The 25920-nt window shown below is 73.5% G+C and carries 18 protein-coding genes; 8 read left to right on the top strand and 10 right to left on the bottom strand.

The genetic code is table 11. From position 1 onward, the window contains the following. Positions 1-140 precede the first annotated feature (140 nt). Positions 141-1655 carry a DHA2 family efflux MFS transporter permease subunit gene (locus AC3ERT_RS00310; RefSeq protein ID WP_435172075.1) on the top strand — a complete coding sequence of 505 codons (1515 nt, stop codon included), beginning with the start codon at positions 141-143 and terminating at the stop codon, positions 1653-1655. Positions 1656-1683: 28 nt separating this feature from the next. On the opposite strand, the gene AC3ERT_RS00305 is transcribed toward AC3ERT_RS00310, so the two are convergent. From AC3ERT_RS00305 to AC3ERT_RS00285, 5 genes are all read right to left on the bottom strand, one after another. Continuing rightward, positions 1684-2169: a MarR family winged helix-turn-helix transcriptional regulator gene (locus tag AC3ERT_RS00305; protein WP_435128007.1), complete on the bottom strand. Its 486-nt coding sequence runs from the start codon at positions 2167-2169 to the stop codon at positions 1684-1686. A gap of 29 nt (positions 2170-2198) precedes the next feature. After that, on the bottom strand, positions 2199-3917 hold the full coding sequence (locus AC3ERT_RS00300) for an MFS transporter (RefSeq protein ID WP_335976219.1): 1719 nt from the start codon (positions 3915-3917) through the stop codon (positions 2199-2201). 174 nt (positions 3918-4091) lie between these two features. After that, positions 4092-4604 carry a mycothiol transferase gene (locus AC3ERT_RS00295; protein WP_435172073.1) on the bottom strand — a complete coding sequence of 171 codons (513 nt, stop codon included), beginning with the start codon at positions 4602-4604 and terminating at the stop codon, positions 4092-4094. Between the two features lie 162 nt (positions 4605-4766). Beyond that, positions 4767-9050 carry a discoidin domain-containing protein gene (locus AC3ERT_RS00290; RefSeq protein WP_435172071.1) on the bottom strand — a complete coding sequence of 1428 codons (4284 nt, stop codon included), beginning with the start codon at positions 9048-9050 and terminating at the stop codon, positions 4767-4769. A gap of 300 nt (positions 9051-9350) precedes the next feature. Continuing rightward, on the bottom strand, positions 9351-10616 hold the full coding sequence (locus AC3ERT_RS00285; protein ID WP_435172069.1) for an FUSC family protein: 1266 nt from the start codon (positions 10614-10616) through the stop codon (positions 9351-9353). A 348-nt stretch (positions 10617-10964) separates the two neighbouring features. Between AC3ERT_RS00285 and AC3ERT_RS00280 the strand changes: the two genes are divergently transcribed. The 3 genes from AC3ERT_RS00280 to AC3ERT_RS00270 all read left to right on the top strand — a co-directional run bounded on the left by AC3ERT_RS00280 (position 10965) and on the right by AC3ERT_RS00270 (position 17994). After that, complete coding sequence (locus AC3ERT_RS00280; RefSeq protein ID WP_435172328.1) at positions 10965-13094, top strand: discoidin domain-containing protein; 2130 nt, start codon at positions 10965-10967, stop codon at positions 13092-13094. 182 nt (positions 13095-13276) lie between these two features. Then, positions 13277-14515, top strand: a complete 1239-nt coding sequence (locus tag AC3ERT_RS00275) for a beta-1,3-glucanase family protein (RefSeq protein ID WP_435128016.1) — start codon at positions 13277-13279, stop codon at positions 14513-14515. 257 nt (positions 14516-14772) lie between these two features. Continuing rightward, the gene (locus tag AC3ERT_RS00270) at positions 14773-17994 is read left to right on the top strand and encodes a SpoIIE family protein phosphatase (RefSeq protein ID WP_435128018.1); all 3222 of its coding nucleotides are present in this window, start codon (positions 14773-14775) and stop codon (positions 17992-17994) included. 30 nt (positions 17995-18024) lie between these two features. On the opposite strand, the gene AC3ERT_RS00265 is transcribed toward AC3ERT_RS00270, so the two are convergent. From AC3ERT_RS00265 to AC3ERT_RS00255, 3 genes are all read right to left on the bottom strand, one after another. After that, complete coding sequence (locus tag AC3ERT_RS00265) at positions 18025-18477, bottom strand: roadblock/LC7 domain-containing protein (protein ID WP_435128020.1); 453 nt, start codon at positions 18475-18477, stop codon at positions 18025-18027. Positions 18478-18758: 281 nt separating this feature from the next. Beyond that, positions 18759-19571, bottom strand: a complete 813-nt coding sequence (locus tag AC3ERT_RS00260) for an alpha/beta fold hydrolase (RefSeq protein WP_435128022.1) — start codon at positions 19569-19571, stop codon at positions 18759-18761. An 87-nt stretch (positions 19572-19658) separates the two neighbouring features. Then, entirely contained in the window at positions 19659-20117 is a 459-nt protein-coding gene (locus AC3ERT_RS00255) for a cupin domain-containing protein (protein ID WP_435128024.1), read from the bottom strand. Positions 20118-20255: 138 nt separating this feature from the next. Here AC3ERT_RS00255 and AC3ERT_RS00250 point away from each other — a divergent pair, with 138 nt between their 5' ends. Beyond that, entirely contained in the window at positions 20256-20870 is a 615-nt protein-coding gene (locus AC3ERT_RS00250; RefSeq protein ID WP_335976198.1) for a TetR/AcrR family transcriptional regulator, read from the top strand. A 64-nt stretch (positions 20871-20934) separates the two neighbouring features. On the opposite strand, the gene AC3ERT_RS00245 is transcribed toward AC3ERT_RS00250, so the two are convergent. Next, complete coding sequence (locus AC3ERT_RS00245) at positions 20935-22332, bottom strand: NADP-dependent succinic semialdehyde dehydrogenase (RefSeq protein WP_435172067.1); 1398 nt, start codon at positions 22330-22332, stop codon at positions 20935-20937. 348 nt (positions 22333-22680) lie between these two features. Between AC3ERT_RS00245 and AC3ERT_RS00240 the strand changes: the two genes are divergently transcribed. Then, entirely contained in the window at positions 22681-24243 is a 1563-nt protein-coding gene (locus AC3ERT_RS00240) for a hydrolase (RefSeq protein ID WP_435128258.1), read from the top strand. 78 nt (positions 24244-24321) lie between these two features. Here the strand turns inward: AC3ERT_RS00240 and AC3ERT_RS00235 are convergent, their stop codons facing one another. Then, complete coding sequence (locus AC3ERT_RS00235; RefSeq protein WP_335976190.1) at positions 24322-24600, bottom strand: hypothetical protein; 279 nt, start codon at positions 24598-24600, stop codon at positions 24322-24324. A 477-nt stretch (positions 24601-25077) separates the two neighbouring features. Between AC3ERT_RS00235 and AC3ERT_RS00230 the strand changes: the two genes are divergently transcribed. Both AC3ERT_RS00230 and AC3ERT_RS00225 read left to right on the top strand, forming a co-directional pair. Continuing rightward, positions 25078-25482 (top strand): NTP pyrophosphohydrolase, encoded by a 405-nt coding sequence (locus AC3ERT_RS00230; RefSeq protein WP_335976188.1) that lies wholly within the window; start codon positions 25078-25080, stop codon positions 25480-25482. Between the two features lie 30 nt (positions 25483-25512). Continuing rightward, positions 25513-25917, top strand: a complete 405-nt coding sequence (locus tag AC3ERT_RS00225) for a hypothetical protein (RefSeq protein ID WP_435172065.1) — start codon at positions 25513-25515, stop codon at positions 25915-25917. Positions 25918-25920: the final 3 nt, after the last annotated feature.

The raw sequence follows: 25920 nt of genomic DNA, 5'->3' as shown, positions 1-25920 counted from the left end.
TGCGGGGCGGCCTGACCTGCCCGTCCATTCTCGCCCGGCGCACGCCGCCGGGCCGACACGGCCCCGCCGCAGATCCCCCGTCCGCCCGCCGGGCCTACGATGGTGACGCTTCGGCGGGCGCCGGACGGAAGGCGGAGGCGATGGCCACGGCTGGACTGCCGGCAGCACCGGGCGGGGTACGGCTGGCGTCGTCCGCGGGCCGGTGGGTGCTGGCCTGCTCGGTGCTCGGCTCGGGCATGGCGATGCTGGACGGCACCATCGTCAACATCGCGCTGCCGCGCATCGGCGAGGACCTCGGCGCGTCGCTGGCGGCGTTGCAGTGGACGGTCAACGGCTATCTGCTGACGCTGGCCGGGCTGATCCTGCTCGGCGGCGGGCTCGGCGACCGGTACGGGCGGCGGCGGGTGTTCACCGTCGGCGTGGTGTGGTTCGCGCTGGCGTCCGCGCTGTGCGCGATCGCGCAGGACGCCGGCATGCTGATCGCCTCCCGGGCGCTGCAGGGCGTGGGCGGGGCGCTGCTGACGCCGGGTTCGCTGGCACTGGTGCAGTCCACGTTCCGCCCGGAGGACCGGGCGAAGGCGGTCGGCGCGTGGTCGGGCCTGGGCGGGGTGGCGGGCGCGGTCGGGCCGTTCCTGGGCGGCTGGCTGGTGGACGGGCCGGGCTGGCGGTGGATCTTCTTCATCAATGTGCCGCTCGGCGCCGTGGTCCTGCTCATCGCCGCGCGGCACGTGCCGGAGAGCCGGGACCGGCAGGCGTCCGGGTCGTTCGACGTGGCCGGGGCGGCGCTGGCCGCGCTGTGCCTGGCCGGGATCACGTACGCGCTGATCTCCGCGTCCAGCCGTCCTTCGCTGCTGGGCGTGGGGCTGCCGGTGCTCGCGGGGGTGCTGTGCGGGGCGGCGTTCCTGCGCACCGAACGGGTCCGGGCGCACCCGATGCTGCCGCTGGACATCTTCTCCTCCCGGCTGTTCACGGCGATGAACGTGGTCACGCTGTGCCTGTACGCGGCGATCGGCGGGGTGTTCTTCCTGCTGCCGGTGCAGCTCCAGATCGCCGCCGGGTACAGCGCGCTGCGCGCGGGCCTGGCGACGCTGCCGGTCACCGCCTTGATGCTGCTGCTCTCCGCGCCCGCGGGTGCGCTCTCCCAACGGATCGGGCCGCGGCTGCCGTTGACGGCCGGGCCGCTCGTCGCCGCCGCGGGCATGCTGCTGCTCACCCGGATCTCGCCGGGCACGTCCTCCTACCTGGTGGACGTGCTGCCCGCGGTCGTCGTCCAGGGGCTGGGGATGAGCCTGTTCGTGGCGCCGCTGACCGCGACGGTGCTCGCGTCGGTCGAGGTGGACCACGCGGGGGTCGCCAGCGGCGTCAACAACGCGGCGGCCCGGGTCGCCCAACTCCTCGTGGTGGCCGCGCTCCCGCTCGCCGTCGGGCTCTCCGACCACGCGTACACCTCCGCGCACGCGGTCAACGCGGCGTTCGGCCGCGCGATGGGCATCTGCGCGGGGCTGTGCGCGGCCGGCGCCGCGCTCGCCGCCTTCCTCGTACCCTCGCGGACGGTGCTCGCCGAGGGCGCCCCGGACACGGCGGAGCCGCAGTGCGCGCCCAACTGCGGCTTCTCCTCCCCTCCCTTGGAGCCGGGCTCCCAGCGCAGCGTCTGAGGCTGCCTTGTCCCACCCGTCCCGCGACCTACCGAGGTCCCTGACGGTGCTCAGCGGGGCTGACCGTCGGATGGGGGCCCTCCGTGAGGAGTTGTTCGAGGACGGGGAGGGCGGCGGTGAGGTGGGCGTGCTGGGCGGGGGTGAGGCGGGCCATGCGGCGGGCGAGGAGTTCGGCGCGCTCGCGGCGGATGCGTTCGAGCAGGGCGCGGCCCTCTTCGTGGATGCTTACGAGGAAGGAGCGGCCGTCGGCGGGGTCGGCCTCCTTGCCGATGAGCCCGGCGGCGGCGAGCGGCCGGACGGTGCGGGTGAGGGCGGGCGCGGAGACCTGCTCGCGGGCGGCGAGCTCGCCGAGCCGGATCGGCCCGAACTGCTCGATGCGGGCGAGCGCGGACAGCTGGGCGTAGGTGAGGTTGAGGTCGTCCGCGGACGCCTGGGCGAGCTGGCGGTACAGGCGGGCGACGATCAGGGCGACAGCGGACGGCGAGGCGCCCCCGCGCCCTTCGTGCTCGGTCATGGCGGGGACGCCTCCTTCGGCCGTACGGTTCAGCCCTGCTGCTCGGGCACCTTGCGGGAGCGGATCAGGGACGCACCCGCCGCGACCAAGGACATCACGATCGCGAGGGCGAACACCACGACGAGGCCGTCGTGGAAGGGCCCGGAGATCAGGTGCGGGAAGAACTCCCGCCCGGTGAGGGTCTGCGCGTTGGCCTTGGGCAGCTTCCCCAGCAGGTCGGGGCCGAGCAGCTGCTGGATCGGGTTGTACCCGAGGAACGCCGCGAACAGGGTGCCGACCGGGGGCAGGTTGGCCACCTGGTGGGCGCTGGCCGCGGGTACGTGCTGGGCCGTCAGGCCGGTGCTGAGGGTGTGGGGCAGCGAGCGGGCCAGCCCGGCGACCATGAGCGAGAAGAACACGCCGATGGACAGCACCATGCCCGCGTTCTGGAAGGTGGCGCGCATGCCGGAGGCGGCGCCGCGGGACTCCGCAGGCACGCTCGCCATGATGATCGAGGTGTTGGGCGCGGCGAACAGGCCGCCGCCGAGGCCGTTGAGGAAGACCACGAGCGCGAAGACCCAGTAGCTGAAGTTCGTCGGGATGAGCAGCAGCCCGGCGAAGGAGCCGGCCATCACCACGAAGCCGGCGGCGGCGAAGAGCCGGGCGCCGTAGCGGTCGGACAGGGCGCCGGCGACGGGGCCGGCGGCGAGGAACCCGACGGTGAGCGGCAGCAGGTAGATGCCCGCCCACAGCGGGGTGTCGGCGTAGTTGTAGCCGTGCAGCGGCAGCCAGATGCCCTGGAGCCAGATGATCAGCATGAACTGGAGGCCGCCGCGGGCGATGGACCCGAGCAGGGTGGCCGCGTTGCCGCCGGCGAAGGCCGCGTTGCGGAAGAGCTTGAGCGGGAACATCGGCTCGGCCACGCGGGACTCGATCAGGCAGAACACCACGAGCAGCGCGGCGCCGCCGATCAGTCCGGCGAGCACCCAGGGGTTGGTCCAGCCCATGGTGTGGCCGCCGTAGGGCTGGATGCCGTAGGTGATGCCGGCGAGCAGGGCGGTCAGGCCGACGGCGAAGGTGATGTTGCCCCACCAGTCCATCTTCGCGGGGCGGCGGATGCCGGTGTCGTGCAGGGAGCGGTAGGCCCACACGGTGCCGATCAGGCCGATGGGTACGTTCACCCAGAAGATGGAGCGCCAGTTCCACTCGGCGAGCAGGCCGCCGAGCACCAGGCCGATGAAGGAGCCGGCGATGCCGGCCACCATGTTCACGCCGAGCGCCATGCCGCGCTGCTTGGCCGGGAAGGCGTCGGTGATGATGGCCGCGGAGTTGGCCATCAGCATGGAGCCGCCGACGGCCTGCGCGACGCGCCAGCCGATCAGCCACAGGGCGCCGCCGCCGCCGTGCATCGGGTCGACGGAGAGGATCACCGAGGTGATGGTGAAGATCAGGAAGCCGGCGTTGTAGATCTTGACCCGGCCGAGGATGTCGCCGAGCCGGCCGAGGGTGACGACCAGGACCGCGGTGACGAGCATGTAGCCCATCAGCATCCACAGCAGGTAGCTGACGTTTCCGGCCTGGAGCGGGTCCAGCCGGATGCCGTTGAAGATCGCCGGCAGCGAGATCAGCACGATCGAGGAGTTGATCGTGGCGATGAGCATGCCGAGCGTCGTGTTGGACAGGGCCACCCACTTGTAGTGCGGATGGTCGGCGGCGATACGCGGGGATCTCCGCTGTATTCGGGTCGTCGAGTCTTCTTCGGTCGCCATGCGGCGGTCACACCCCACCCGGAGAGAGAGCCGTTAGTTAACTTAGGTTAAGTAAAACTCTATCATTCAACATCACTGCCGTGCAGGGCGGTTCGGCGGCGTCGACGGGGTGCGGGGAGCGCACGCGCGAGGCGGCGCACTCCCCCCTTTCCGGCGCGGTCCGGCGGCCTCGGTTCAGCGGCGCCGCAGCAGCACGCCCCGCACGTAGGCGGCCTGCCCGGCGTGCTGGAGGTCGTCGCCGATCACGCTGATCAGCCGCACCCCGAGGGTGACCGGCGGGGTCCACCGCTCGTCGACGACCTCGTCCAGGTCCGCGTCGGACAGGCCGCCGAGGTAGTCGAGGGTGGCCGCGTGCACGGCGTCGTAGTAGCCGGTCAGCAGCTCCGGGTCGGCGACGCGGACCTGGCCGACCTCGGCGGCGCTGTGGCCGTAGCCGATCGCGCCGGCCGGGAAGGGCAGGTCGAAGCGCTGCTGCCAGCCCTCGGCGGTCCAGATCTGCTCGCGGCCGGCCACCTCGGCGACGTGGTCGTCCTGGACCCGGGTGAGGTGCCAGACCAGCCAGCCGATCGAGTTGGCCTCGTCGTCCAGGCGTGCGGCCAACTCGTCGGCGGTCAGGCCGTCGACGGCGGCGTGCACGACCTCCTTGATGCGGCCGTAGGCGTCGGCGAGGACTTCAGCGGTGTTCATCGGATCTCCAGACGGGAACAGGGCGGGAAGGTCACTGCGGGGGCAATGCCCGCAGCGCTCGCATTCTTCCCGCCCGGCCCGCCCGGCAGCCGTGACCGCCACGCGGGCGTGCCCGCGCTCGTGGTGCGAACGCGGGCACGCCCAGGGGTGTGTGCCGGGGTTCTACTGGGTGACGTTGATGGTGAAGGTGGACGTGGTGTTCTCGATGTCCACCGCGTTGTCGCTCTCGGTCAGGCCGTTGATCGTCACCGATCCGTCGGCCGGGCCCTGGCCGGGTTCCGGCTGCGGGTTGGCCCACAGGCCGAAGCCGGACTTCGCGTCGTAGGTGTCGCCGCTCTTGTGCGCGCCGGTCACCGACAGGTTGGTGATGGTGGTGTCCTTGATGGGGTTGAGCGGGGTGCTGCCGTTCCACTTGGTCTGGAACATCACGCCCGCGTACGTCGGGTCGCTGATGTCGATGTCGCTCAGCCGCAGACCCTGCATCGTGAACTCCGCCGAGTAGATCCACAGCGCCGGGAAGACCTGGGCGCCCCAGAAGTGGCCGCCGTCCCTGGCGAGCGTGATGTCCGCGAAGTTCGTGGTGGGCGAGGACTCGAAGCCCAGGGCGGGGATGCCGCCGAAGGCCAGCGAACCGATCGTCACACCGGGGTAGGTGAGGCTGTCGGCGATGTAGAGGTTGCTGAAGGTGTTGCCGCCACCGCCGTAGACCGCCAGGCCCGCGGCGCGCCACACGGTCTGCACGCTGAGGTTGGTGAAGGTGTTGCCGGTCTCCTGCTCGTTGTGGTTGTCGATCGCCGGGAACAGGGCGAAGCTGTCGTCGCCGGTGGACCGGGCCTCGTCGTTGCTGACGGTGTTGCCGGTGGAGCCGTTGGTCAGGTTGACGCCGTCGGCGAAGGTGTCGCGGATGCGCAGGTTCGTGAAGTGCGAGTCGTCGACGTTCGTCGCCCACACCCCGCAGATCGTGTGCTCGATCCACAGGTTGTCGATCGTCAGGTCGGAGACGCCGGTGAGGTCGAAGACCTTGCCGGGGCCGTCGATCCGGCTGGTGTAGTTGCCGAAGAAGCCGAACCCGGTGAAGGTCGAGCCGTCCGCGGTGCTCTGCACCGCGAAGCCGCCGTCGGTGTTCTCCTGGGTCTGCGGCGTGGTGAACTGCGTGAACCACGGGCCCGCGCCGATCACCTTGATCGCCCGGCCGTAGACGGTGAACTTGTTGGCGGTCTGGTAGGTGCCGGCCGGCAGGTAGACGCCGAGCTTGGTGGTGTCCTGCCGCGCGGTGTCCAGCGCGTTCTGCACGTCCTGCTGGGTGAAGCCGGCCGGCACGACGTACTTCGCCGGGTCCGGGTTCGGCGTCGCGGTGGCCTGCTCCAGGTCGATGTAGTCGATGTTGTAGTAGGCCGCGGTGTTCGCCGCGTCCTTCTGGAGCCTGATGGTGTGACCGGCCGGCACGGTGGTGCCGAGCATCACGTTCGCCTCGTCGTAGATGTGCCGCGGCCCGCCGGAGCCGGCCGAGTTGGTGGGACTCGTCTCGTCGCCGTAGAGCCACTCGTACTTCGAGGTCAGACTGATCGTCTTCAGCAGGGTCCCGTCCACGTAGACGTCCAGCGTGGTGGAGTCGGTGCCGTCGGGGATGTTGAAGCGGGTGACCAGGGTGTTGGTGGCCGCCCGGGTGGTCCACTGCACGTACTGGCCGGCGCCGCCCAGGTGCACCGCCTCGCGGCCGGACGCCTCGCCGGCCGGGTCGCCGATGGTGCGGTTGGGGCCGAGTACGGTGGCGCCGCCGCCGACCGTGCCGTCCTCCGCCTCATAGGCGTCATACGGCATGTTGGCGCCGCGGCCGACGAAGAACGCCTGGCTGTCGGTGTTGTTGGCCTGCTTGGTCGAGACTTCGTTGGTGTCGACCGCGACGGTGGTCTTCAGGGTGTACTTGCCGTCGGCGGCCGTCCAGCTGCCCAGGTCCACCGGGGCGGTGGTGGCGCCGACGGCGATGGCGCCGCTGTAGGAGCCGGTGAGGGTCTTCACCACGGCGCCGCTGGCGGCGTCGAGCACCGAGACGGTGACGGCGTGCGCGCCCGACGCGGCGGCGACGGTGCCCTGGTTGCGGATCGCGACGGTGAAGCCGACGCTCTGGCCGGCGGACGGGTGGCCGGGCGACCAGGCGGTGACCGGCACCAGGTCGGAGCTGTCGACCGGCTTGACCACCAGCGGGTTCGGCGCGGTGTAGCTGTTGTTCGTCTCGTTCTGCTCGATCACGGCGTTGGCCTCGTCGACCTTCGCGGTGAGCTGGTAGCTGCCGGCGTTCTGGGCGCCGATCGCCGCGGTGACCGTGGTGCTGCCGCCGGCCGCGAGGGCGCCGACCTTCGCGCTGCCGACCTTGGTGGTGCCGAGGTAGAAGTTGACGTCGGTGGCCGCCGCGGCGTCGGTGCCGGTGTTCTTCACGGTGGCGGCGAGCGTGACCGGGTCGGTCTCGACCGGGGCGGCGGGCGAGGCGGTCAGCGCGCTCACCGTCAGGTCCGGGTTGGGCCCGGGCACCCCGATCACCTGGACCTCGGCGGCCTGGCCGCCGCCCGCCCCGGAGTTGGCGCTGAAGGTCAGCCGCACGTCGGCGACGCGCGCGGACACCGGGATCGTGACGCTGTTGCCGGTGGCCGGGTCGAAGCTGTACTGCTTGGCCGCCACCAGCGGGCTGAAGCCGGTCGCGGACTGCTCGCGGCCGTCGACCGCGATGGTCTGGGTGCGCGCGCTCCACGCGCTGGACGGGTTGAGCTTCACCACGACCTGGCTGGTGTCCACGTTCGCGCCGAGCTGGATGGTCAGCGAGCTGGTGCCGCTGCCCTCCCAGTAGGTGGTCACGTCGTCGTCGTTCGCGTTCGCGGCGACATAGGTCTGCACCGTGGAGGAGGCGGTGATCGGCTTGCCGACGGCCTGGTTGGTGCCGCCGGTGGGCGGGGAGGTGCCGTTGCGGGTGACGGTGTTGCTGTTCGCCGACTCGTTGCCCGCCGCGTCCACGGCCCGGACGTAGTACGTGACCGTGGCCGTGTCCGGCTGGCTGTCGGTGTAGGCGAGGGTGTCGCCGGCGGTGGTGGCGGCCTTGGTGCCGTTGCGGAAGACCTCGTAGCCGGTGACGGCCACGTTGTCGCTCGCGGCGTTCCAGGTCAGCTTGATCTGGCCGGAGGCGGGCTGGGTGTAGGCCAGGCCGGTCGGCGCCGAGGGCGCCTGGGTGTCGCCCGAGGTACCGGTACGGGTCACGCTGTTGCTGGCCGCGGACTGGTTGCCCGCCGCGTCGTGCGCCTTGACGGTGTACGTCACGGTGGCGGTGTCGGCCTGGCTGTCGGTGTAGGACAGGGTGGTGCCGCTCACCGAGCTGCGCAGGGTGCCGTTCGCGTAGATGTCGTAGCCGGTGACGCCGACGTTGTCGGTGGCCGCGTTCCAGGTCAGCTTGACCTGGCCGGAGGCGGGCTGGGTGTAGGCCAGGCCGGTCGGCGCCGAAGGCGCCTGGGTGTCGCCGGTGGTCGGCCCGTACACCTCGAACTCGGAGATCTGGCCGGCCGGCCAGCCGGTGTTGCCGGTGACGTTCAGCCGCACGTAGCGGGCCGTGGCCGTGTCGAAGGTGATGGTGACGGTGTTCCCGGTGGCCGGGTCGAAGGTGTACCCGGCGGAGGCGGCCAGGTCGGAGAAGGTGCTGCCGTCGGTGCTGCCCTGCACCGCGAGCGTCTGGGTGCGGGCCGCCCACGCGGTGGCCGGCGGCAGCTTCAGCACGACCTTGTTCACCGGGACCGCGCTGCCCAGGTCCACCCGCAGCCACTGCGGGAAGGCGTTGTTGGTGCTCTCCCAGTAGGTGTTCGCGTCACCGTCCACCGCGTTGCCCGACGGGTAGACGTCGTTGTGGCCCGACTCGGCGGTGGGCCGGCCCGCGGCGAGGTTGTCGGTGGAGGCGGCGGCCGCGAGCGCGGTCAGCTCCGACAGCTGAGCGGTCTTCCCCGCGGTGTTCGCGGACACCTCGGCGCGTATGTAGCGGGCCTTCTGCGCCGGGAAGGACACCGTGACCGTGTTGTCCCGGCCCGGGTCGAACGTGTAGGAGGCGGAGGTGACCAGCGTCCTGAAGCCGGTCCCGTCCTCGCTGCCCTGGAGCGCCATGGTCTCGCTGCGCCGGCTCCAGGAGGCGGGCACCTTCAGCCGGATCTGGTCGACGACCCGGTCCGCGCCGAGGTCGACCTGCGCCCACTGCGGCAGCTTCCGGCCCGAACTCTCCCAGTACGTGCCCTGGTTGCCGTCGTCCAGCCGGGCGGCGGTGTGCGTCCCGTCGGTACTGCTCGCGGCGGCGGACTTCGCCGCCACCGGTGCCGATCTGGCCGCGGCGGCGGCGGGCAGCGCCTGCACGCCCAGCAGGAGCAGGCCGGCGGCGGTCACCCCCGCCACCAGCCGTGGAATGGAGCGCTTGGGTCTCATGGGCGTCCCTTACGTGTCGTGGTCCGGAAAAGGAGACTCACTGCGTGCACGATCCGAAACATGCGGGCCAACACCGCGAAGTTGCGACCCTGTAACACCGATCCATCGTGGATCTGCTCATAATTTGCGCGGGTGTGGCAGAGTGTTACAGACGTGCTACGGCGGCGTCCATCCTTGCGACAGCAGAGATTCACGTGCGGGCAGGCCGGACCGCCGCCGCGCGCGGGCGCGTACGGACCCGGGCGGGGCGGGGGCGCTGACGGGTACGGGTGCGGGCGCGCGCCCGCACCCGCGCCGGGCTCAGCCGTCCGAGCCGGACTGCCTGCGGAGGGCCGCCCGGACCGGAGCCGACGCGCGCTGTATGACCGTCTTTCCGCGGAGCCGGCGGCTGAGCATCACGAGCCGCGGATGCCGCTCGCTCAGCTCTCTCGACTGCCGGTCCAGCTCCTCCACCAGCCGCTCGGAGCGCTTCTCCACGGCCAGTTCGTCCAGGATGCGGTCCACCTCCGCCAGCAGCGCGCCATGCAGCTGCCACTGCCTCGGATGCGACTGCACCCCGGCCAGCAGCAGGTCCGCCACCTTGTCGCGGGCCTCGCCGGCGTCGACGAGCGCCTGCGTCAGCCCGTCCTCCGCGGTCTGCGCGCTGGCGGCGACCTGCGTAGTGATCAGCACCGCGAAACTCTCCACGGCGGCGGCCACATGGTCGAAGAGCCGCTCCAGCTCCTCACCGATCTCCGGGGCGAAGAGCGTCTCGTCGGTACGTTTCTTCGCCAGGTCGGTGAGCGTGCGCGAGAGCACCCGCAGCACCACCGCGCAGATCTCCAGGGTGTCCAGGCCGGTGCGCAGCGCCACCCGGGACAGCAGCCCCTCGCGCACCCGCGGGTTGAAGCGCAGGCTGTCCTCGGCCTGCCGCAGCGACGCGTCCACCTCGCTGATGTCGTGGTCGACCCGGCGCGCCTCGTGCAGCCGGGCCGCCGCCCGCTCGACCGGCAGGTGCCCGGCGACCTGGCCGCCGATGTCGCGGAAGAGCCGCCCCATCCGGTGGGCCATGGCCTCGATCGAGCCGCCCGCGGACTGCACCCATACCGGCGGCGCGAACAGCAGGTTGAACAGCAGCCCGACCGCGGCGCCGATCAGCGTCTCGTAGATCCGGTCCCAGGCGGTGGAGGCCACCTTGGTGACGCCCAGCACCAGCATCGCCGAGATCGCCACCTCGGCCTCGAACTCCCCGACCTTCACCACCCGTCCGACCAGCAGCGCGGTGAGGATGATCAGGCCCAGGCTCCACCAGCTCAGCCCGACCAGCGAGCTGAAGGCGATCGCGATGACCACGCCGACCACGACCGCGTTGACCCGCCGGATGCCGGTCATGAAGGTGGAGTACAAGGTGACCTGCACCACCAGCAGCGCGGTCAGCGGCGCGGTGAGCGGGACCGGCTGCGGCAGCAGCCACACCGCGACGACGTAGGAGATGACCGCCGCCGTCGTGGAGCGGCCGATCTGCGCCGCCACCGGCTCCGCGGTCCAGCGGACCAGCTTGACCATCGGCTCTGGTACGTCGGGCATCGCGTGTACTTTCCCGCTCTCGGTGTCTCCGGCTCCGCTGACCGCCTGGTGGGCCAGCCTAGGGTCGATCCGCGCCGGGCACGCGAGGGCGCGCGGGCGGACCGGGCGGGCGCCGCCCCGCATGGACGGCGCGGCCACCCCGCACTCCCCTACCCGCTGGAGGGCCGCCACACCTGCCGCCGCGTCAGGTCTTGCACGCACCCGGCGCCCCGCGAGCCAATCTCGTTCACTTTCTTGACGGGTCGGCAACAGCGCCGTAATCATCACAGCAATCAGAGAGCGCTCTCCCAACTCCCCGTCCACGCCACCCACTTCCAGGAGACGGTCGTGACCGGCAACCCCCCACTCGTGCTCGCACCCCCCACCCCAAGACGCTTCTCCCGCTCCCTCGTCCTCGCGTGCGTCGCGGCGCTGATCGCCGCGTGCGCGCTGGTGGCGACCCAGACCCCGGCCCGCGCGGCCGGCGCCCTGCTGTCGCAGGGGAAGACCGCCACCGCCTCCTCCACCGAGAACGCGGGCACCCCCGCCTCCGCGGCGGTCGACGGCGACAACGGCACCCGCTGGTCCAGCGCCGCCGCCGACCCCCAGTGGCTCGAAGTCGACCTGGGCGCCAGTGCCACCCTCGACTCCGTCACGCTGCGCTGGGAGACCGCGTACGCGACCGCCTACCAGATCCAGACCTCCGCCGACGACAGCACCTGGACGAGTGCCTACTCGACCACCACCGGCAAGGGCGGCACCGAGACGGTTTCCGTAAACGGTTCCGGGCGCTATGTCCGGCTCTACACCACCCAGCGCGCCACCCAGTACGGCGTGTCGCTGTGGGAGTTCCAGGTGTACGGCACCGCCGGCGCGACCGGCACCGCCTGCTCCACCACGAACGCGGCGCTGCACAAGACCGCCACCGCCTCCTCCACCGAGAACGCGGGCACCCCCGCCTCCGCGGCGGTCGACGGCGACAACGGCACCCGCTGGTCCAGCGCCGCCGCCGACCCGCAGTGGCTCGAGGTCGACCTGGGCTCCTCGCAGCCGGTCTGCGGGGTCCAGCTGAGCTGGGAGACCGCGTACGCGACGGCGTACCAGATCCAGGTCTCCACCGACGGCACCACCTGGACCAGCGCCTACTCGACCACCACCGGCAAGGGCGGCACCGAGCTGATCACCCTGTCCGGCACCGGCCGCTACGTGCGGATGTACGGCACCGCGCGGGCCACCCAGTACGGCTACTCGCTGTGGGAGTTCCAGGTCTTCACCGGCGGCAGCGGCGACGGCGGCACGGGCGGCGGGGACGGCGGCACCACTCCCCCCGGCTCCACCCTGCTGTCCTACGGCAAGCCCGCCACCGCCTCCAGCTACCAGGACGACGCGAACTGCGGCGGCTGCACCCCGGCGAAGGCCTTCGACCACGACTCCGCCACCCGCTGGGCGACCAGCGACGTGAACGGCTGGGTGGACCCGGGCTGGCTCCAGGTGGACCTGGGCGCGAGCGCGCACATCACGCAGGTCGTCCTCCAGTGGGACCCGGCGTACGCGACGGCGTACCAGATCCAGACCTCCGCCAACGGCACCGACTGGACCAGCATCTACTCCACCACCACCGGCAAGGGCTTCAAGGAGACCCTCTCCGTCGACGGCACCGGCCGCTACGTGCGGATGTACGGCACCGCGCGCAGCAACGGCTACGGCTACTCGCTGTGGGACTTCGACGTGTACGGCACCGGCGGCGACCCGACGCCGCCGCCGGCCGCGCCGCCGAACCCCGGCAGCCCGGAGAAGGTCGTCTTCGACGACGAGTTCAACGGCGCCGCGGGCACCGAGCCGGACGCCACCAAGTGGAGCCAGGACCCCGGCACCGGGCAGAACGGCGAGCTGGAGACGTACACGAACGGCGACAACACGAAGATGGACGGCAACGGCGACCTGGTGATCGAGGCCGACAAGACCTCCACCGGCTACACCTCGGGCCGGATCAACACCTCCGACCACTTCAACTTCACCTACGGGCACGTGGAGGCCCGGATCAAGGTGAGCGGCACGCAGGGCCTGTGGCCGGCGTTCTGGCTGCTGGGCTCGAACTTCAAGACCGGCACGCCGTGGCCGCAGTGCGGTGAGATCGACATCATGGAGCACGTCGGCAAGGTGCCGGACTCGGTCTACTCCACGCTGCACGCGCCCGCCTACAACGGCGGCAACGGCGACGGCTCGCCCTACACCGTCGCCGGCAGCGACTTCGCCTCGGCCTTCCACACCTACGCGCTGGACTGGGACTCCAGCCACATGACGTTCTCGGTGGACGGCACCGCGTTCTTCACCGTGGACAAGGCCAACCTGGAGCAGACCAGGGGGCCGTGGATCTACGACCACCCGTTCTACCTGATCCTCAACAACGCGGTGGGCGGCGACTGGCCCGGCGCACCCGACGCCACCTCGGTCTTCCCGCAGAAGATGCTGGTCGACTACGTCCGCGTGTCGCAGTAACACCAGCCCCGCACACCCCCTGCACAACGGAACGCGATCTCCCGACCCCCTTGTCTCCGCCTTTGGTTCAGGCCAATAGTGGAACCTCGCATTCCTACCGACGGGTTCGCGGGCGGGGTGCCGCCACGGTGTCCGCGCCGCGGCAGCGCCCCGCCCGCGCCCCCACCCCGCAGGAGGAGTCAGTGCTCTCTCGACGTTCATTCGTCAAACGGATCGGTGCCACCGGCCTGGTCGCCGCCGCCGGTTCGGCGGCGGGCTTCGCCGCGCTCACGCCCCACGCGTCGGCGGCCGGCGTCTCGCTGCCGGTCTCGCTCGCCAACAAGTCGGGCAGCGACACCGTCTACGCGTACATCAGCGGCGCCGACGACTCCGGCTGGCCCGGCTTCGTCGGCGCCGACGGCGCCTTCAACCGCCTGCCCAGCCCGTCGTCGGTGCTCACCCCCACGCCCGACTACGCGATACCGCTGGGCGGTTCGGGCTCGGCGGCGACCACGGTCACGCTCCAGGACTACGTGATCGGCGGCCGCGTCTGGTTCTCCATCGGCGACCGCATCCAGTTCTTCGTCAACCCGCCGGGCGCGGACGGCGGCGTACCGGGCCTGGTCCAGCCGGGGTTCACCAGCTCCGACCCCAACTGGCAGACCCAGTGGACGTTCGCCGAGTTCACCTTCAACAGCGCCAACCTCTACGCCAACATCAGTTACGTCGACATGGTGTCGCTGCCGATCGCGATGGCCAGCACCGGCGCGGGCGGCAACCAGTCGGTCAGCCCGCTGCCGGACGGCGCGCTCGCCTCCATCGCCTCCGGTCTCACGGCCCAGCACGCCAGCGACGGCGCGCCCTGGGACCAGCTGGTCGCCACCGGCTCCGGCGGCGCCCCGCTGCGGGTGCTCGCGCCGTCCCACGCGCCGACCGACTTCGGCGGCTACTGGGACTCCTACCTGGACGCGGTGTGGAGCCACTACGCGTCCACCCCGCTGACCGTCAACGCCCAGGGCAGCTCCGGTACCTACTCCGGCACGGTGTCCGGTGACGCGTTCGTCTTCTCCGGGCTCGACGACGACGGCGTGCCGTTCACCAGGCCGAGCGCGGCGGACATCTTCGGCTGCGCCAGCGGGCCGCTGTACAACTCCGGGTCCGACGCGCGCGGCGCGGTCGCGGCACGGCTGGCGGCCGCCCTCAACCGCAGCTCCCTGCTGGTGTCCGGCGGCGACAACCAGCCCGACGGCGTCAGCGCGTCCGGCTACTACCAGGACCCGGTGACCAACCACTACGCACGGCTGGTCCACCAGTACGCCTCGATCGGGTACGCCTTCCCCTACGACGATGTCGGCCCGACCGGCGCGGCACCGGTCGACGGCCACATCCAGGACACCGCGCCGACGTCCTGGAGCCTGACCCTGGGCAGCGCGGGCTCGTAGGCCCCCAGCACACCCCGCCGTTCCGGCGTCCGCGGGCGCGGGGGCGGCCGGGGCCGCTGTCAGCCGGATGGCCCAGGTCGCGGCGGGCACGCGGGGGCGCCCGGGCCGGCGCGTGCACGGCGGCGGGCGGGCGCCCGCGGTTGCGGCCGGGCGCTTCGGCTGCGTGCGCGCGGCGAGAGATTACCGCGGCGGGCTCGTACCGTGACCTTCGGGGCGAAACGGCCGGCGGCCCGGAGCGAGCTGAGGCAGGTGTGGCGATGAGCGGTCCCGCGCAGGGCGACGGCGCCGCGCCGGCCGGTGCCACCGACGCGCTGCGACTGGCGGTGCTGGACGCCACGGAGGGCCTGGGCGAGACGGAGATCCTGCGGCTGGCGGTGCAGCAGTGCGTCGCGGCGCTGGGCGGGGTCGGCGGCCTGGCGCACCTGGTCGGCCCCGAGCACGGCACCCTGCGGCTGGCCGCGGCCAGCGGCGTGCCCGACCCGGTGGCGCGCGCCTGGGAGCAGCCCGGCGACCACCGGCTGGCGCCGGTGCGCGCGATGGAGCGGCGGCAGGTGCAGTGGGCGCCGCACTGGCCCGAGCCGGGTCCGGGCGGCGCGGGCGGCATGGCGGCGGGGCTGCGGGCGTGCGGGGTGCTGTCGGCGCCGATCCCGGTGGACGGCGCGTCGGTGGGGGTGCTGTCGGTGCTGCTGGAGCGGGAGCCGGGGCCGGACCGGCAGCGGTTCCTGGCGGACGTGGCGGCGCTGGTGGGGGTGCGGCTGCCGGTGGCCCGGCGGTGGCGCAGCGGCACGGCGCCCTGGTGGCAGGAGCCGCAGAGCGCGGCCGGGCAGGTGCGGCGGGAGATCAGCGTCGGGACCTGGAGCTGGGACCTGGACAGCGGGCTGGTCGACATGGACGAGGTCTCCGAGGGCCTGGTGGAGCTGGCGGGGCTGGAGCCGGGCGCCTGGGACCACCGGATCGAGTCGTGGATGGAGCGCATCCACCCCGACGACCGGCCCGCGGTGCAGGAGGCGATCGAGGAGTCCCTGTGCGACGGGCGGCCGTACGCGGTCGAGCACCGCGTGCTGGACCGCGCCGGCCGGGTCAACTGGCTGGAGCTGCGGGCCGCGTGCGAACGCGGCGGGAACGGCCGCGCGATCCGGCTGGTGGGCACCGTGTGGAACGTCACCGCCCGGCGCAGCCAGCTGGAGTGGCTGGCCGGGCTGCTGGAGCTGAACCCGGACCCGATCTACGTGGTCGCCGCGGACGACCGGGTGCAGTGGGCGAACCTGGCCGCCCGCGAACTCGGCGGCGACAGCGCGGGGGCGCCCACCGGCCGCACCCCGTGGGACGCCGAGCCGCTGCTGCGCGACCGGGGCCTGCCCGAGCTGCTGGACCGGGCCCGGGCCGCGCCCGGCTCCGCGGCCACCATGGAGGTCGACGTGGACCGGCCGGCGCCGCGCGGCTCGGCGTCCTACCTGGTCAGGGCGGTGGAGATCGGCGGTTTCATGTCGATCCAGATGTCCGACACCACCGAGCGGCGCCGTGCGGAGCAGGCCGCGGCCGCGCGGGGCCGGCAGGTCGCGGACCTCAACGCGGCGCTGGTCCGGGCGCTCAACACGCAGGACGTGGTGGCCGCGGTGGTGCGGCACGTGCTGCCGCTGGTGCGGGCGGACGGCCTGGTGGTGCACGATCTGACGGGGGCGTCGCCGCGGCTGATCGGTGACGTCGGCTTCGTGCCCGCGCTGGTCGAGGAGGTGCACGAGCTGCAACTGCGGCAGGCGGAGCGGCGGCAGCAGGAGCGTGCGGCGGGCCCCGGCTTCGGCGGCGTGGCGGCCCCGGCGGGCGGGCCGGGCGTCACCGACCAGCCGCGCTTCGTCTCCCGTGCCGACCGGCCGGCCGCCGCGGCAGCCGCGGGCGAGGCGGCGCCCGGCACGGCGCCGTGGCTGCTGGGCCGGCTGGCGGAGCTGGACGGGGTGGGCGCGTGGGCGGTGCTGCCGCTGGCGGTCGGCGACCGCACGGTCGGGTCGTGCGTCATCGGCTGGAGCGCGTCGCGGCCCTTCACCGAGGACGACAAGACGCTGCTGGGCACGGTGGGCGTGATCATCGCCCAGGCGCTGGGCAACGCGCGGCTCTACGAGAGCGCCCGGCACCGCGCCGAGCGCCTCCAGCAGGAGCTGCTGCCGGGCCGGCTGCCGGACACGGTGGGCCTGCGCGCGGTGGCCCGCTACCGTACGGCCGACGGCCAGGAGCTGGGCGGCGACTGGTACGACACGATCGCGCTGCCGGGCGGCCGGACGCTGGCGGTGATCGGCGACGTGCTGGGCCACGGCCTGGAGCAGGCGATCGCGATGGGCATCATCCGGCACGCGGCGCTGACCGTGGCGGCCCTGGACATGCCGGTGGACGAGATCATGGCGCACCTCAACGACGTGGTGGTGCGCCTCGCGCCGCGCGTCGACGACCCGGTGGTGTGCGCGACCTGCCTGCTCGCGCTCTACGACCCCACGTCCGGGTCGTGCAGCATCGCCAGCGCCGGGCACGCCCCGCCGATCGCGCTGGAGCCGGGCGGGCGGGCGCGGCGGCTCACCATTCCCAGCGGGCCGCCGCTGGGAATGGCGCAGGTGCCCGCGCAGGTCACCGAGACCGTCCTCGCCGAGGGCACCGTGCTGGTGCTGTACACCGACGGGCTGCTCGGTTCGCGGGCGCCGGACGCCGAGGAGCTGACCGAGGCGGTCGGCCGGTACGCCGCCGCCGAGCCGCTGCCGGCCGGCGGCGGGCCGGCGCGGCGGTGGCTGGCCGCGCTGTGCGACGCGGTGGTGGCGCAGCTGCCGCCGGACCCGTACCGGCAGGACGACGCGGTGCTGCTGGCGCTGAGCACCGAGCGGGTGCCGGCGGACCGGATGTCGGCGTGGGACCTGCCGTGGGCACCGGAGTCCGCGGGCCGGGCCCGGGACCTGACCGCGGCGGAGCTGGCGTCCTGGCACCTGGACGACCTGACCGACGCGGCCACCCTCATCGTCAGCGAGCTGATCGGCAACACGGTGCGGCACGCGGTCGGGCTGGTGCCGCAGCCCCCGCAGGAGGCGGCGGCCGGGCCGGCGGAGGGCCCGGGGCTGGAGGACCTCGGCGGCCTCGGGCTGGAGGGCGGACTGAGCCTGCGGATCGGGCTGGGCCTGGACGAGTCCCCCGAGCCGCACACGGCCGGCGGCGGCTTCGTACGGCTGCGGCTGCTGCGGATCGAGCACGCGCTGATCTGCGAGGTGTACGACGGCTCGCAGGCCACCCCGCGGGTGCGGCACCCGCTGCTGGACGACGAGTTCGGCCGCGGCCTGCAACTGGTGGCGATGATGGCCGCGCAGTGGGGCACCCGCTACACCGAGCGCGGGAAGTGCATCTGGGCCCGGCTGGACGCGCCGCCCCCGCCGGACGGCGACGGCACCGGCGCCCAGGCGGCGGTGCCGGAGGCCGGCACCCCGCCCGCGGAGCAGCCCGCCGCCTGACCGGCCGGGGACGCCCACGGCCCGCGGTCCTCACACCTCCAGGTCCGCGCCGGCTGCGGCGAGCAGGTCCGCGACGAGGTCGGCGGTGGCGCGGGCCGCGGTGTGCAGCCGCTGAAGGTCCGGGTGCGGCCCGGCCAGGACGGCCAGGACGCAGGACGGGCCCGCCGGGTAGAGCGCGACGCAGCCGTGTTCGGCGCTCACCAGCAGTTCGTGGAAGGAGTCGTCGCCGCCGGTCCCGGCCAGCCGCAGCCCGATGCCGAATCCGGCGGAGCTGAGCGCGGCGAGCGCCTCGGCGGGCGCGTCGGGGGCCTCGTGGGCGATGAGCAGCCCGTCCGCGGTGGCCGCGACCGCCCCTGTGGCGTCGGGCAGCCGGGACAGCAGGCGGCCCAACTCGTCGCGTACGTCGGCTTCGTGCGCCATGATCCGCTGCCATGCGTCGGGCGCCTCGGGCAGTTGTCCCCCGGCGGGTGTCGCGGCCGTCATCCGCGCGCCCCCCGCGGTTTCGGGGCGGTGCGGGCGGGTGGGCCGGGCGGGGGTGCGCTCGGCCGCGGCGGCGTGACCGCCCCGCGCAGGTACGTGTGGTTCCCGGACACGCGACTCCCCTCGGTGCAGGGCCCGTCGGGCCGCCGCCCGGCCGGGCGGTGAGGAGTCAAGTTACGCACCGCGCCGCCCCGTTCGAGGAGTTCTGGCATTTTCCCCTGGTACGTGCGGGGTGCTGTTCTAGGATGCCCTCCGCGCCTTTCCGGTTTCCGGCGCGGCCGCGGTCAGCCGCGCGCGGTGGCGAACTCCCAGACCACCGGCAGGAACTCGGCGGGCGTCTCGACCTGGGGCATGTGCCCGGTGCCGGGCAGCAGGCGGAACCCGGCGCCCGGGATGGCCGCGGCGAAGGCGCGTCCGTACTCGGCGTCCACGATGCGGTCGCTCTCGCCCCACGCCACGAGCGTCGGCTGCGCCGCCTTCGCCAGCCGCTCGCGCAGCGTCGGGTCGTTCATCTCGCGGCCCGCGTAGACCTCGAGGGCGACCCGGTTGGCGGCGGCGACCGCGCGCTGCTCGTCGGTGAGCGCGGAGGGGTCGAAGCGGAACTTCGACGGGTCGTGGAAGGACAGCCGCGCGAGTTCGACGGGCGTCAGCGGGAAGGTGTCGGCGACGGGGTGGCCGGGCAGTTCGATGCCGACGGCGTTGACGAGGAGCACCCCGCGGACGCGTGCGCTGCCGAGCAGCGCGAGTTCCGCGGCGATCCAGCCGCCGACGGAGTTGCCGACCACGGTGGCGTCGCGGACGTCGAGCGCGTCGAGCAGGGCCGCGTAGACCTCGGCGAGGCCCGCCGGGCTGCTCAGCCACGCGGGGCGGGCGGTGCCGCCGAAGCCGGGGTGGACCGGGGTGATCACCCGGGCCGGTCGCTCGGCGGCGAGCCGGGCGGCGAAGGGCGCGACGGTCTGCGGGCCGCCCCCGCCGTGCAGCATCAGGAAGGTGCGGGGCGCGTCGGGCCCGGGGGTGTCGGGCTCGTCGACGGTGACGGTGAGGTCGAGGGTGCCGGCGGTCACGGTGAGGGTGCGGGTGGAGGTGGTGCTGGTCATCAGGGGTGCTCCTCGGGCGGATCGAACGGTGGGTTCGGCGGGTCGTTGCGACGGGTGCGGCAGGGGCGCGGGCCGCGCGGGTGGCGGTCAGGCGTAGTCGCCGGCGGGCTCGGTGGCGTAGCGGCTCATCACGTCGGCGGTGCTGCGCGCGGTCAGCGCCCGGCCGCCGGCGATCATGTCGCGCAGGTCGCGGAAGTAGTTCACGTACAGGTCGGGCGTGAAGGTGTTGAGGATGACCGCGGGCACGTCGCCGTGGTTGGCGAAGGTGTGCGGCGCGCCGGGCGGGATCATCGCGAGGGTCCCGGCGGGCGCGACGTGGACGGCGGTACCCACGGTGAAGTGCACGGTGCCGGAGACGACGTAGAAGCCCTCGTCGTGCTCGGCGTGGCGGTGCTGCGGCGGGCCCTCGGTGTGCGGGGCGATGGTGATCTCGCCGATGCCGAGCCGGTGCCCGGTGGTGGTGCCGTCCTCCAGGATGCGCATGCGGGTCGCGCCCAGCTCGATCACTTCGCCGCCGTCCGGGCCGACCACGGAAACCCCGGTCACTGTCCTCAGCTCCTGCCACATTCGTAAGAGTTCGCTCTCACGAAGAGAAGATAGGCGGATCGCTCTCGTCATGCAAGTCCTCTCTCATGACGAGAGTCGGATGCTAAGATGCCGGTGGGACGACAGGAGGAGCGGGCGATGACCACACAGGCGGGCGCGGGGCGCAGCAACCAGAAGAAGCGCACGCGCGCGGCGATCCTCGCCGCCGCGCGCGACCTCGTGGAGTCCGGGCGCGAGGTGACGATGCCGGAGATCGCGCGCACCGCGCTGGTCTCCGAGGCCACCGCCTACCGCTACTTCCCCGACCTCCCGTCGCTGGTCGGCGAGGCGCTGAGCGGGGCGTGGCCCGCGCCGGCCGACGCGCTCCGACCGGTCGCGGGGTCGGCGGACCCGGTGGAGCGGGTCGCGTTCGCGTGCGCGTTCCTGCTGCGCGGCACCCTCGCCCGGCAGGGGGCGGTGCGCGCCATGATGGCGGCGACCATCACCCGCCCCGAAACGGCCGCGGCCCGGCCGGGCGTCCGGTTCGGGCTGATCGAGGAGGCGCTCGCACCCGTCCGCGAACGGTTCGCCGCCACCGCCCCGCAGCGGCTGGCCCAGCTCGAACGCGACCTCGCGGTGACCGTCAGCGCGGAGGCCCTGTTCTGCCTCACCGACCTGTGCGGGCTCCCCCCCGAAGACGCGATCACCAGCGCCGTCCGCACCGCGTCCACCCTGACAGCGGCAGCGCTCCGCGACCTGCCCCCCGGCCCCTGACGGCCGCGGCCCGGCCGGGCCGCTACCGCGCGGCGCGGCACGCGGCCGTCCACCCGGTGGCGCGTCAGCGGCCGAACCACACCGTGGTGACGTTGCAGAACGCCCTGATGCCCTGGGCCGACAGCTCGCGGCCGTAGCCGGAGCGCTTCACCCCGCCGAAGGGCAGGGCCGGATGGGAGGCGGTCATGCCGTTGAAGAAGACGCCGCCGGCCTCGATGTCCCGGGCGAAGCGGCGCTGCTCGTCCGCGTCGCGGGTCCAGACGTTGGAGCTGAGCCCGAACGGCGTGTCGTTGGCGAGCGCGACGGCCGCGTCCAGGTCGGGCACCCGGTACAGCGTGGCGACCGGGCCGAACGCCTCCTCGCGGTGGATGCGCATCGCGTCGGTGACACCGGCCAGCACCGTGGGCTCGTAGAACCAGCCGTCCGGCAGCCGCGGCGGGCGGCGGCCCCCGCACAGCGCCGCCGCGCCCCGGTCCAGCGCGTCCTGGACCAGCTCCTCCAGGTCGGCGCGGCCCTGCTCGCTGGAGACCGGCCCGATGTCGGTCGACTCGTCCATCGGGTCGCCGACGGCCAGCTCCTCCATGGCGCGCACGAAGCGCTCGGTGAACGCGTCGTACACGTCCTCGTGGACGATGAACCGCTTGGCCGCGATGCAGGACTGGCCGTTGTTCTGCACCCGGGCGGTGACGGCGGTGGCGACCGCCGCGTCGAGTTCCGCGGCGGCCGACGGCATCACCACGAACGGGTCGCTGCCGCCGAGTTCGAGCACGGTCGGCTTGATCGCTTCGCCTGCCGCCGCCGCGACCGCGCGCCCGGCGCCCTCGCTGCCGGTGAGCGTGGCGGCGGCCACCCGCGGGTCGCGCACGATGTCCTCGACCGCGCCCGAGCCGATCAGCAGCGTCTGGAAGCACCCGTCGGGAAAGCCCGCCCGGTGGAAGAGGTCGCCGAGGTAGAGCGCGGTCTGCGGGACGTTCGAGGCGTGCTTGAGCAGGCCCGTGTTGCCCGCCATCAGCGCCGGCGCGGCGAACCGGACCACCTGCCAGAGCGGGAAGTTCCACGGCATGACGGCCACCACGACGCCGAGCGGGCGGTAGCGTACGACGGCCCGGTCGGCCCCGCTGTCCGCCACGTCGGCCGGGTCGGGGTGCTCGTCGGCGAGCAGTTCCTCGGCGTGGCCGGCGTACCACCGCATCGCCTTGGCGCACTTGGCGGCTTCGGCGCGGGCCGCGGCGAAGGTCTTGCCCATCTCGGTGGTCATGGTGCGCGCGATCGTGTCGCGCTCGCTGTCCAGCAGGTCGGCGGCGGCGCGCATCAGGGCGGCGCGGGTGGCGAAGTCGGTCTCGCGGTGTGCGCGGAAGGCGCGTGCCGCCTTGGCGATCCGCTCCTCGACGGCTGCCGCGTCCATCGGCTCGAACGTCTTGAGGGTCCGCCCGGTGGCCGGGTCCACGGTGGCGATGGGCATCTTCAGCTCCTCCTTGGTCCCCCGTCCCATCGTCACCCGATCCGGCCCGGTCCCGCGACAGCACGGGGCCACGTGGTGGCACCGGGGCGCCGACGCGTCCAAGGTCTTCGAGGGACGTTCACTAATTCGTCACACCATCCACATACGTCCCCGGCTCTACGCGCGGAGAATCAGGTGCTGCACCACGTCTCGCTCCGCATGCCCGCTTCCGACGACGGTTCCCCCATCAAACCGCCCCCACCTGGAGGTTGACGGATGCCCATCCGAGTCCCCGGCGCCACCGGCCCGTTCCGCAGATCCGGCAGGTCCGGTGCCGAGCAGGCCGGCCGGGTCCCGGCCCTGCCGCAGATCCCGCTCTTCTCCCGCAGCCGGGTGCTGATCAGCGCGGCCGCCGGGCTCAGCGCCGTGGCCGCGCTCGGCGGTCTGGCGCTGTCGGGCGGCAGCGCGCAGGCCGCGGCCCGCCCGCAGGCGGCGGCCGCCGCCCCCGCCGCCTCGGCCACCCACCGCGTCCTGTTCGACGACACCAAGGCCGAGGAGGCCGGGAACGCCGACTGGATCATCAGCACCAGCAAGCCCGACCCGCTCGGCGAGAACGCCTCGCCCAGCAAGGAGACCGACTGGACCGGCGCGCTGTCGTCGTGGGGCGTGGCCCTGCAGAAGACCGGCGACTACTCGCTGGCGACGCTGGCCTCCGGCAAGACCATCACCTACGGCAACTCCTCCAACGCGCAGGACCTCAGCAACTACGACGAGTTCGTCATCGACGAGCCCAACACCCTGCTGAGCGCGGCCGAGAAGACCGCGGTGATGACGTTCGTGAAGAACGGCGGCGGCCTGTTCCTGATCTCCGACCACAACGGCAGCGACCGCAACAACGACGGCTACGACTCGCCGAAGGTCATCAACGACCTGCTGACGAACAACACCGTCGACAGCTCCGACCCGTTCGGGTTCTCCGTCGACTCGCTCGACATCAGCACCGACACGCCCAAGGCGATCAGCGACAGCTCCGACCCGGTGCTCCACGGCGCGTTCGGCACCGTGACCGGCAGCATCATCGCCGACGGCACCACCTTCACCCTCAAGCCGTCCGACAACTCCTCGGTCAAGGGCCTGCTGTACCGCACGGGTTACTCCGGCAACACCGGCGCGTTCTTCGTCACCAGCACCTTCGGCAGCGGCCGGGTGGCGATCTGGGGCGACAGCTCGCCGGTCGACGACGGCACCGGCCAGTCCGGCAACACCCTGTACGACGGCTGGAACGACACCCGCGGCACCGACGCGGCCCTCGCGCTCAACGCCACCGCGTGGCTGGCCGGCGACGGCAGCGGCACCACCACCGGCGGCACCACGTCGGGGACCACCTCCGGCACGACCTCGGGGACGTCCTCCGGCACCACGTCCGGCTCCACCACCGGCTCCACCACGGGCGGCTCCGGCAGCTGCACCTCCGCGCAACTGCTCGCCAACCCCGGCTTCGAGTCCGGCAACACCAGCTGGACCGCGAGCAGCAAGGTGATCACGAACGCCACCGCGGAAGCCGCGCACACCGGTTCGTACAAGGCGTGGCTGGACGGCTACGGCACCGCCACCACGAACACCCTCGCGCAGAGCGTGACGATCCCGTCGGGCTGCTCGGCCTCGTTGAGCTTCTGGCTGCACATCGACACTGCCGAGACCGGCTCGACGGCGTACGACACGCTGACCGCGCAGGTGCTCAACTCCTCGGGCACGGTGCTGTCCACGCTCGCGACGTACTCCAACGCGAACGCGGCGTCCGGCTACACGCAGCGCACCTTCGACCTGAGCGCGTACGCGGGCCAGAGCGTGACGCTGAAGTTCACCGGGGTCGAGGGTTCCAAGCTCCAGACGTCGTTCGTCATCGACGACACCGCGCTCAACGTGAGCTGACCGCACACCGGTCCGTTCACGACACGTGCTTCGGGCGGTGGGGCCGCGACCGGCCCCGCCGCCCGAGGTGCGTCCGGGCTACGGCTGCGGCGGTCCGTCGGGGCCGGGCAGCTGCCGGGGCGCGCGGTGGGCCGCGGCGGGTCCGAGCGTCGGGGCGAGCACGCGGAACGCCACCAGGCCGGGGCGGGCCGGCCACGGGACCGGCGCCTCGACGCCGGGGAAGCGCTCCACGAGCGCGTCGAAGACCCGGTAGGCGCTGGCCTCGTCCCCTGCGGTGATCAGGACGTGGGCGAGGCCGTCGGTGCGGCCGTCGACGCCGCCGGGGCGCTGCGCGGGGACTCTGCGGTCCTTGGGCACGGATTCGGCTCCCTTCCTCGGGGCGGGCCGGCCCCTCGCGGACCGGGCCGGTTGCCGGGAGGGACATGGCCGGCGGGGACGCGGTTGCCGGTCGGTGCCGGTTTTCACCCGCACGGGCCGCGGGCGGCATGGCGGGCGGGGCATCGGGTAGGCGCGAGGGCGTCCACTGCGGGGCGCACCCGCGTCCCGCCCCGCCGCGACACCTGGGAGGACACGATGACCGAGCCGTATCCGAATCCGAAGCCCGGACCCGGACCCGGCGGCCCCCGGCCCGCACCCGGCCCCGGCCCCGGGCCGGACCCCGTACCGAACCCCACGCCCCACCCGGTCCCCGGGCCCGCGCCCGACCCGGTGCCGACCCCGCCCGGGCCCGAGCCCACACCGCCCTCGCCCGCGCCGGAGCCGATCCCGCCGTCGCCCCAGCCGGAGCCGGCGGCGCCCCCGCTGACGTGAGCGGGGTGTGCGAGGGTGGGGGACGTGACGGAACGCCCCCTGCTCGTCGTCGACGGCGCGAACGTCGTCGGCTCGGTGCCCGACGGCTGGTGGCGCGACCGGTACGCCGCCGCGGAGCGGCTGCGTGACGCGCTCGCGCCCTGCGCGGCCGCCGGGCTGCCCGCGGACGGCCCCGCCCCGGCGTGGGCGGCCGGTGTGCCGCTCGACGTGGTGCTCGTCGTCGAGGGCGCGGCCCGCGGGGTGGCGTCCGTGCCCGGGGTGACGGTGCGCTCCGCGCCCGGCAGCGGTGACGACCTGATCGCCGAGATCGCCGCCGGCGCGGCGCCCCGCCCCTGCCTGGTCGTCACCGCCGACCGTGGCCTGCGCGCCCGCGTCACCGCGACCGGCGCCGAGACCGCCGGCCCCCGCACGGTCCGCCGCCGCCCCTGACCTCCGCTCAGCGCAACTCCTGTGCCGCGTATGGACCGCGAACTGTGCCGCGGCACCGACGAGTTCACCGGCGGCGAGAGCTGCACGGTCGGCCGGCAGCACACCGGGCCGCTGACGGTGACCGACGCGCTCACCCCGCTCGTGGCCGCGTTCGCCGCGCAGGACCACCAGGCCCGCGGGCTCGCCCTGTTCGCCGTCGACTCGCTGGCCGCGGTCGGCGGCGCCCTGGTCGGCCTGCTCGAACCGCGGCTGACGGCACCGGCGTTGGACCTGCGCCAGTTCACCGGCGGCGCCGTCAGCCCGGCGCTGCGCACCGACTACGCGCTGACCGCGGCGCTGGTCGGCGGTGTGCTGCTGCTGATCCTCGCCGCGGCGGCCGCCGAAACCCTGCTGGCCCGCAGGCGCCAGCTGGGCGCCGTCCTGCGCCTCGACTGAGGC

The sequence above is a fragment of the Actinacidiphila sp. bgisy145 genome, from assembly GCF_057708125.1.
The sequence above is the reverse complement of the archived record's forward strand: the minus strand, read 5'-3'. Positions and strand labels throughout refer to the sequence as shown.

What these genes read in the sequence shown, in the direction of transcription:
- AC3ERT_RS00310 (WP_435172075.1), top strand. Translation starts at nt 141, where the DNA reads ATGGCCACGGCTGGACTGCCGGCAGCACCGGGCGGGGTACGGCTGGCG.
- AC3ERT_RS00305 (WP_435128007.1), bottom strand. Translation starts at nt 2,169, where the DNA reads ATGACCGAGCACGAAGGGCGCGGGGGCGCCTCGCCGTCCGCTGTCGCC.
- AC3ERT_RS00300 (WP_335976219.1), bottom strand. Translation starts at nt 3,917, where the DNA reads ATGGCGACCGAAGAAGACTCGACGACCCGAATACAGCGGAGATCCCCG.
- AC3ERT_RS00295 (WP_435172073.1), bottom strand. Translation starts at nt 4,604, where the DNA reads ATGAACACCGCTGAAGTCCTCGCCGACGCCTACGGCCGCATCAAGGAG.
- AC3ERT_RS00290 (WP_435172071.1), bottom strand. Translation starts at nt 9,050, where the DNA reads ATGAGACCCAAGCGCTCCATTCCACGGCTGGTGGCGGGGGTGACCGCC.
- AC3ERT_RS00285 (WP_435172069.1), bottom strand. Translation starts at nt 10,616, where the DNA reads ATGCCCGACGTACCAGAGCCGATGGTCAAGCTGGTCCGCTGGACCGCG.
- AC3ERT_RS00270 (WP_435128018.1), top strand. Translation starts at nt 14,773, where the DNA reads ATGAGCGGTCCCGCGCAGGGCGACGGCGCCGCGCCGGCCGGTGCCACC.
- AC3ERT_RS00265 (WP_435128020.1), bottom strand. Translation starts at nt 18,477, where the DNA reads ATGACGGCCGCGACACCCGCCGGGGGACAACTGCCCGAGGCGCCCGAC.
- AC3ERT_RS00260 (WP_435128022.1), bottom strand. Translation starts at nt 19,571, where the DNA reads ATGACCAGCACCACCTCCACCCGCACCCTCACCGTGACCGCCGGCACC.
- AC3ERT_RS00250 (WP_335976198.1), top strand. Translation starts at nt 20,256, where the DNA reads ATGACCACACAGGCGGGCGCGGGGCGCAGCAACCAGAAGAAGCGCACG.
- AC3ERT_RS00245 (WP_435172067.1), bottom strand. Translation starts at nt 22,332, where the DNA reads ATGCCCATCGCCACCGTGGACCCGGCCACCGGGCGGACCCTCAAGACG.
- AC3ERT_RS00225 (WP_435172065.1), top strand. Translation starts at nt 25,513, where the DNA reads ATGGACCGCGAACTGTGCCGCGGCACCGACGAGTTCACCGGCGGCGAG.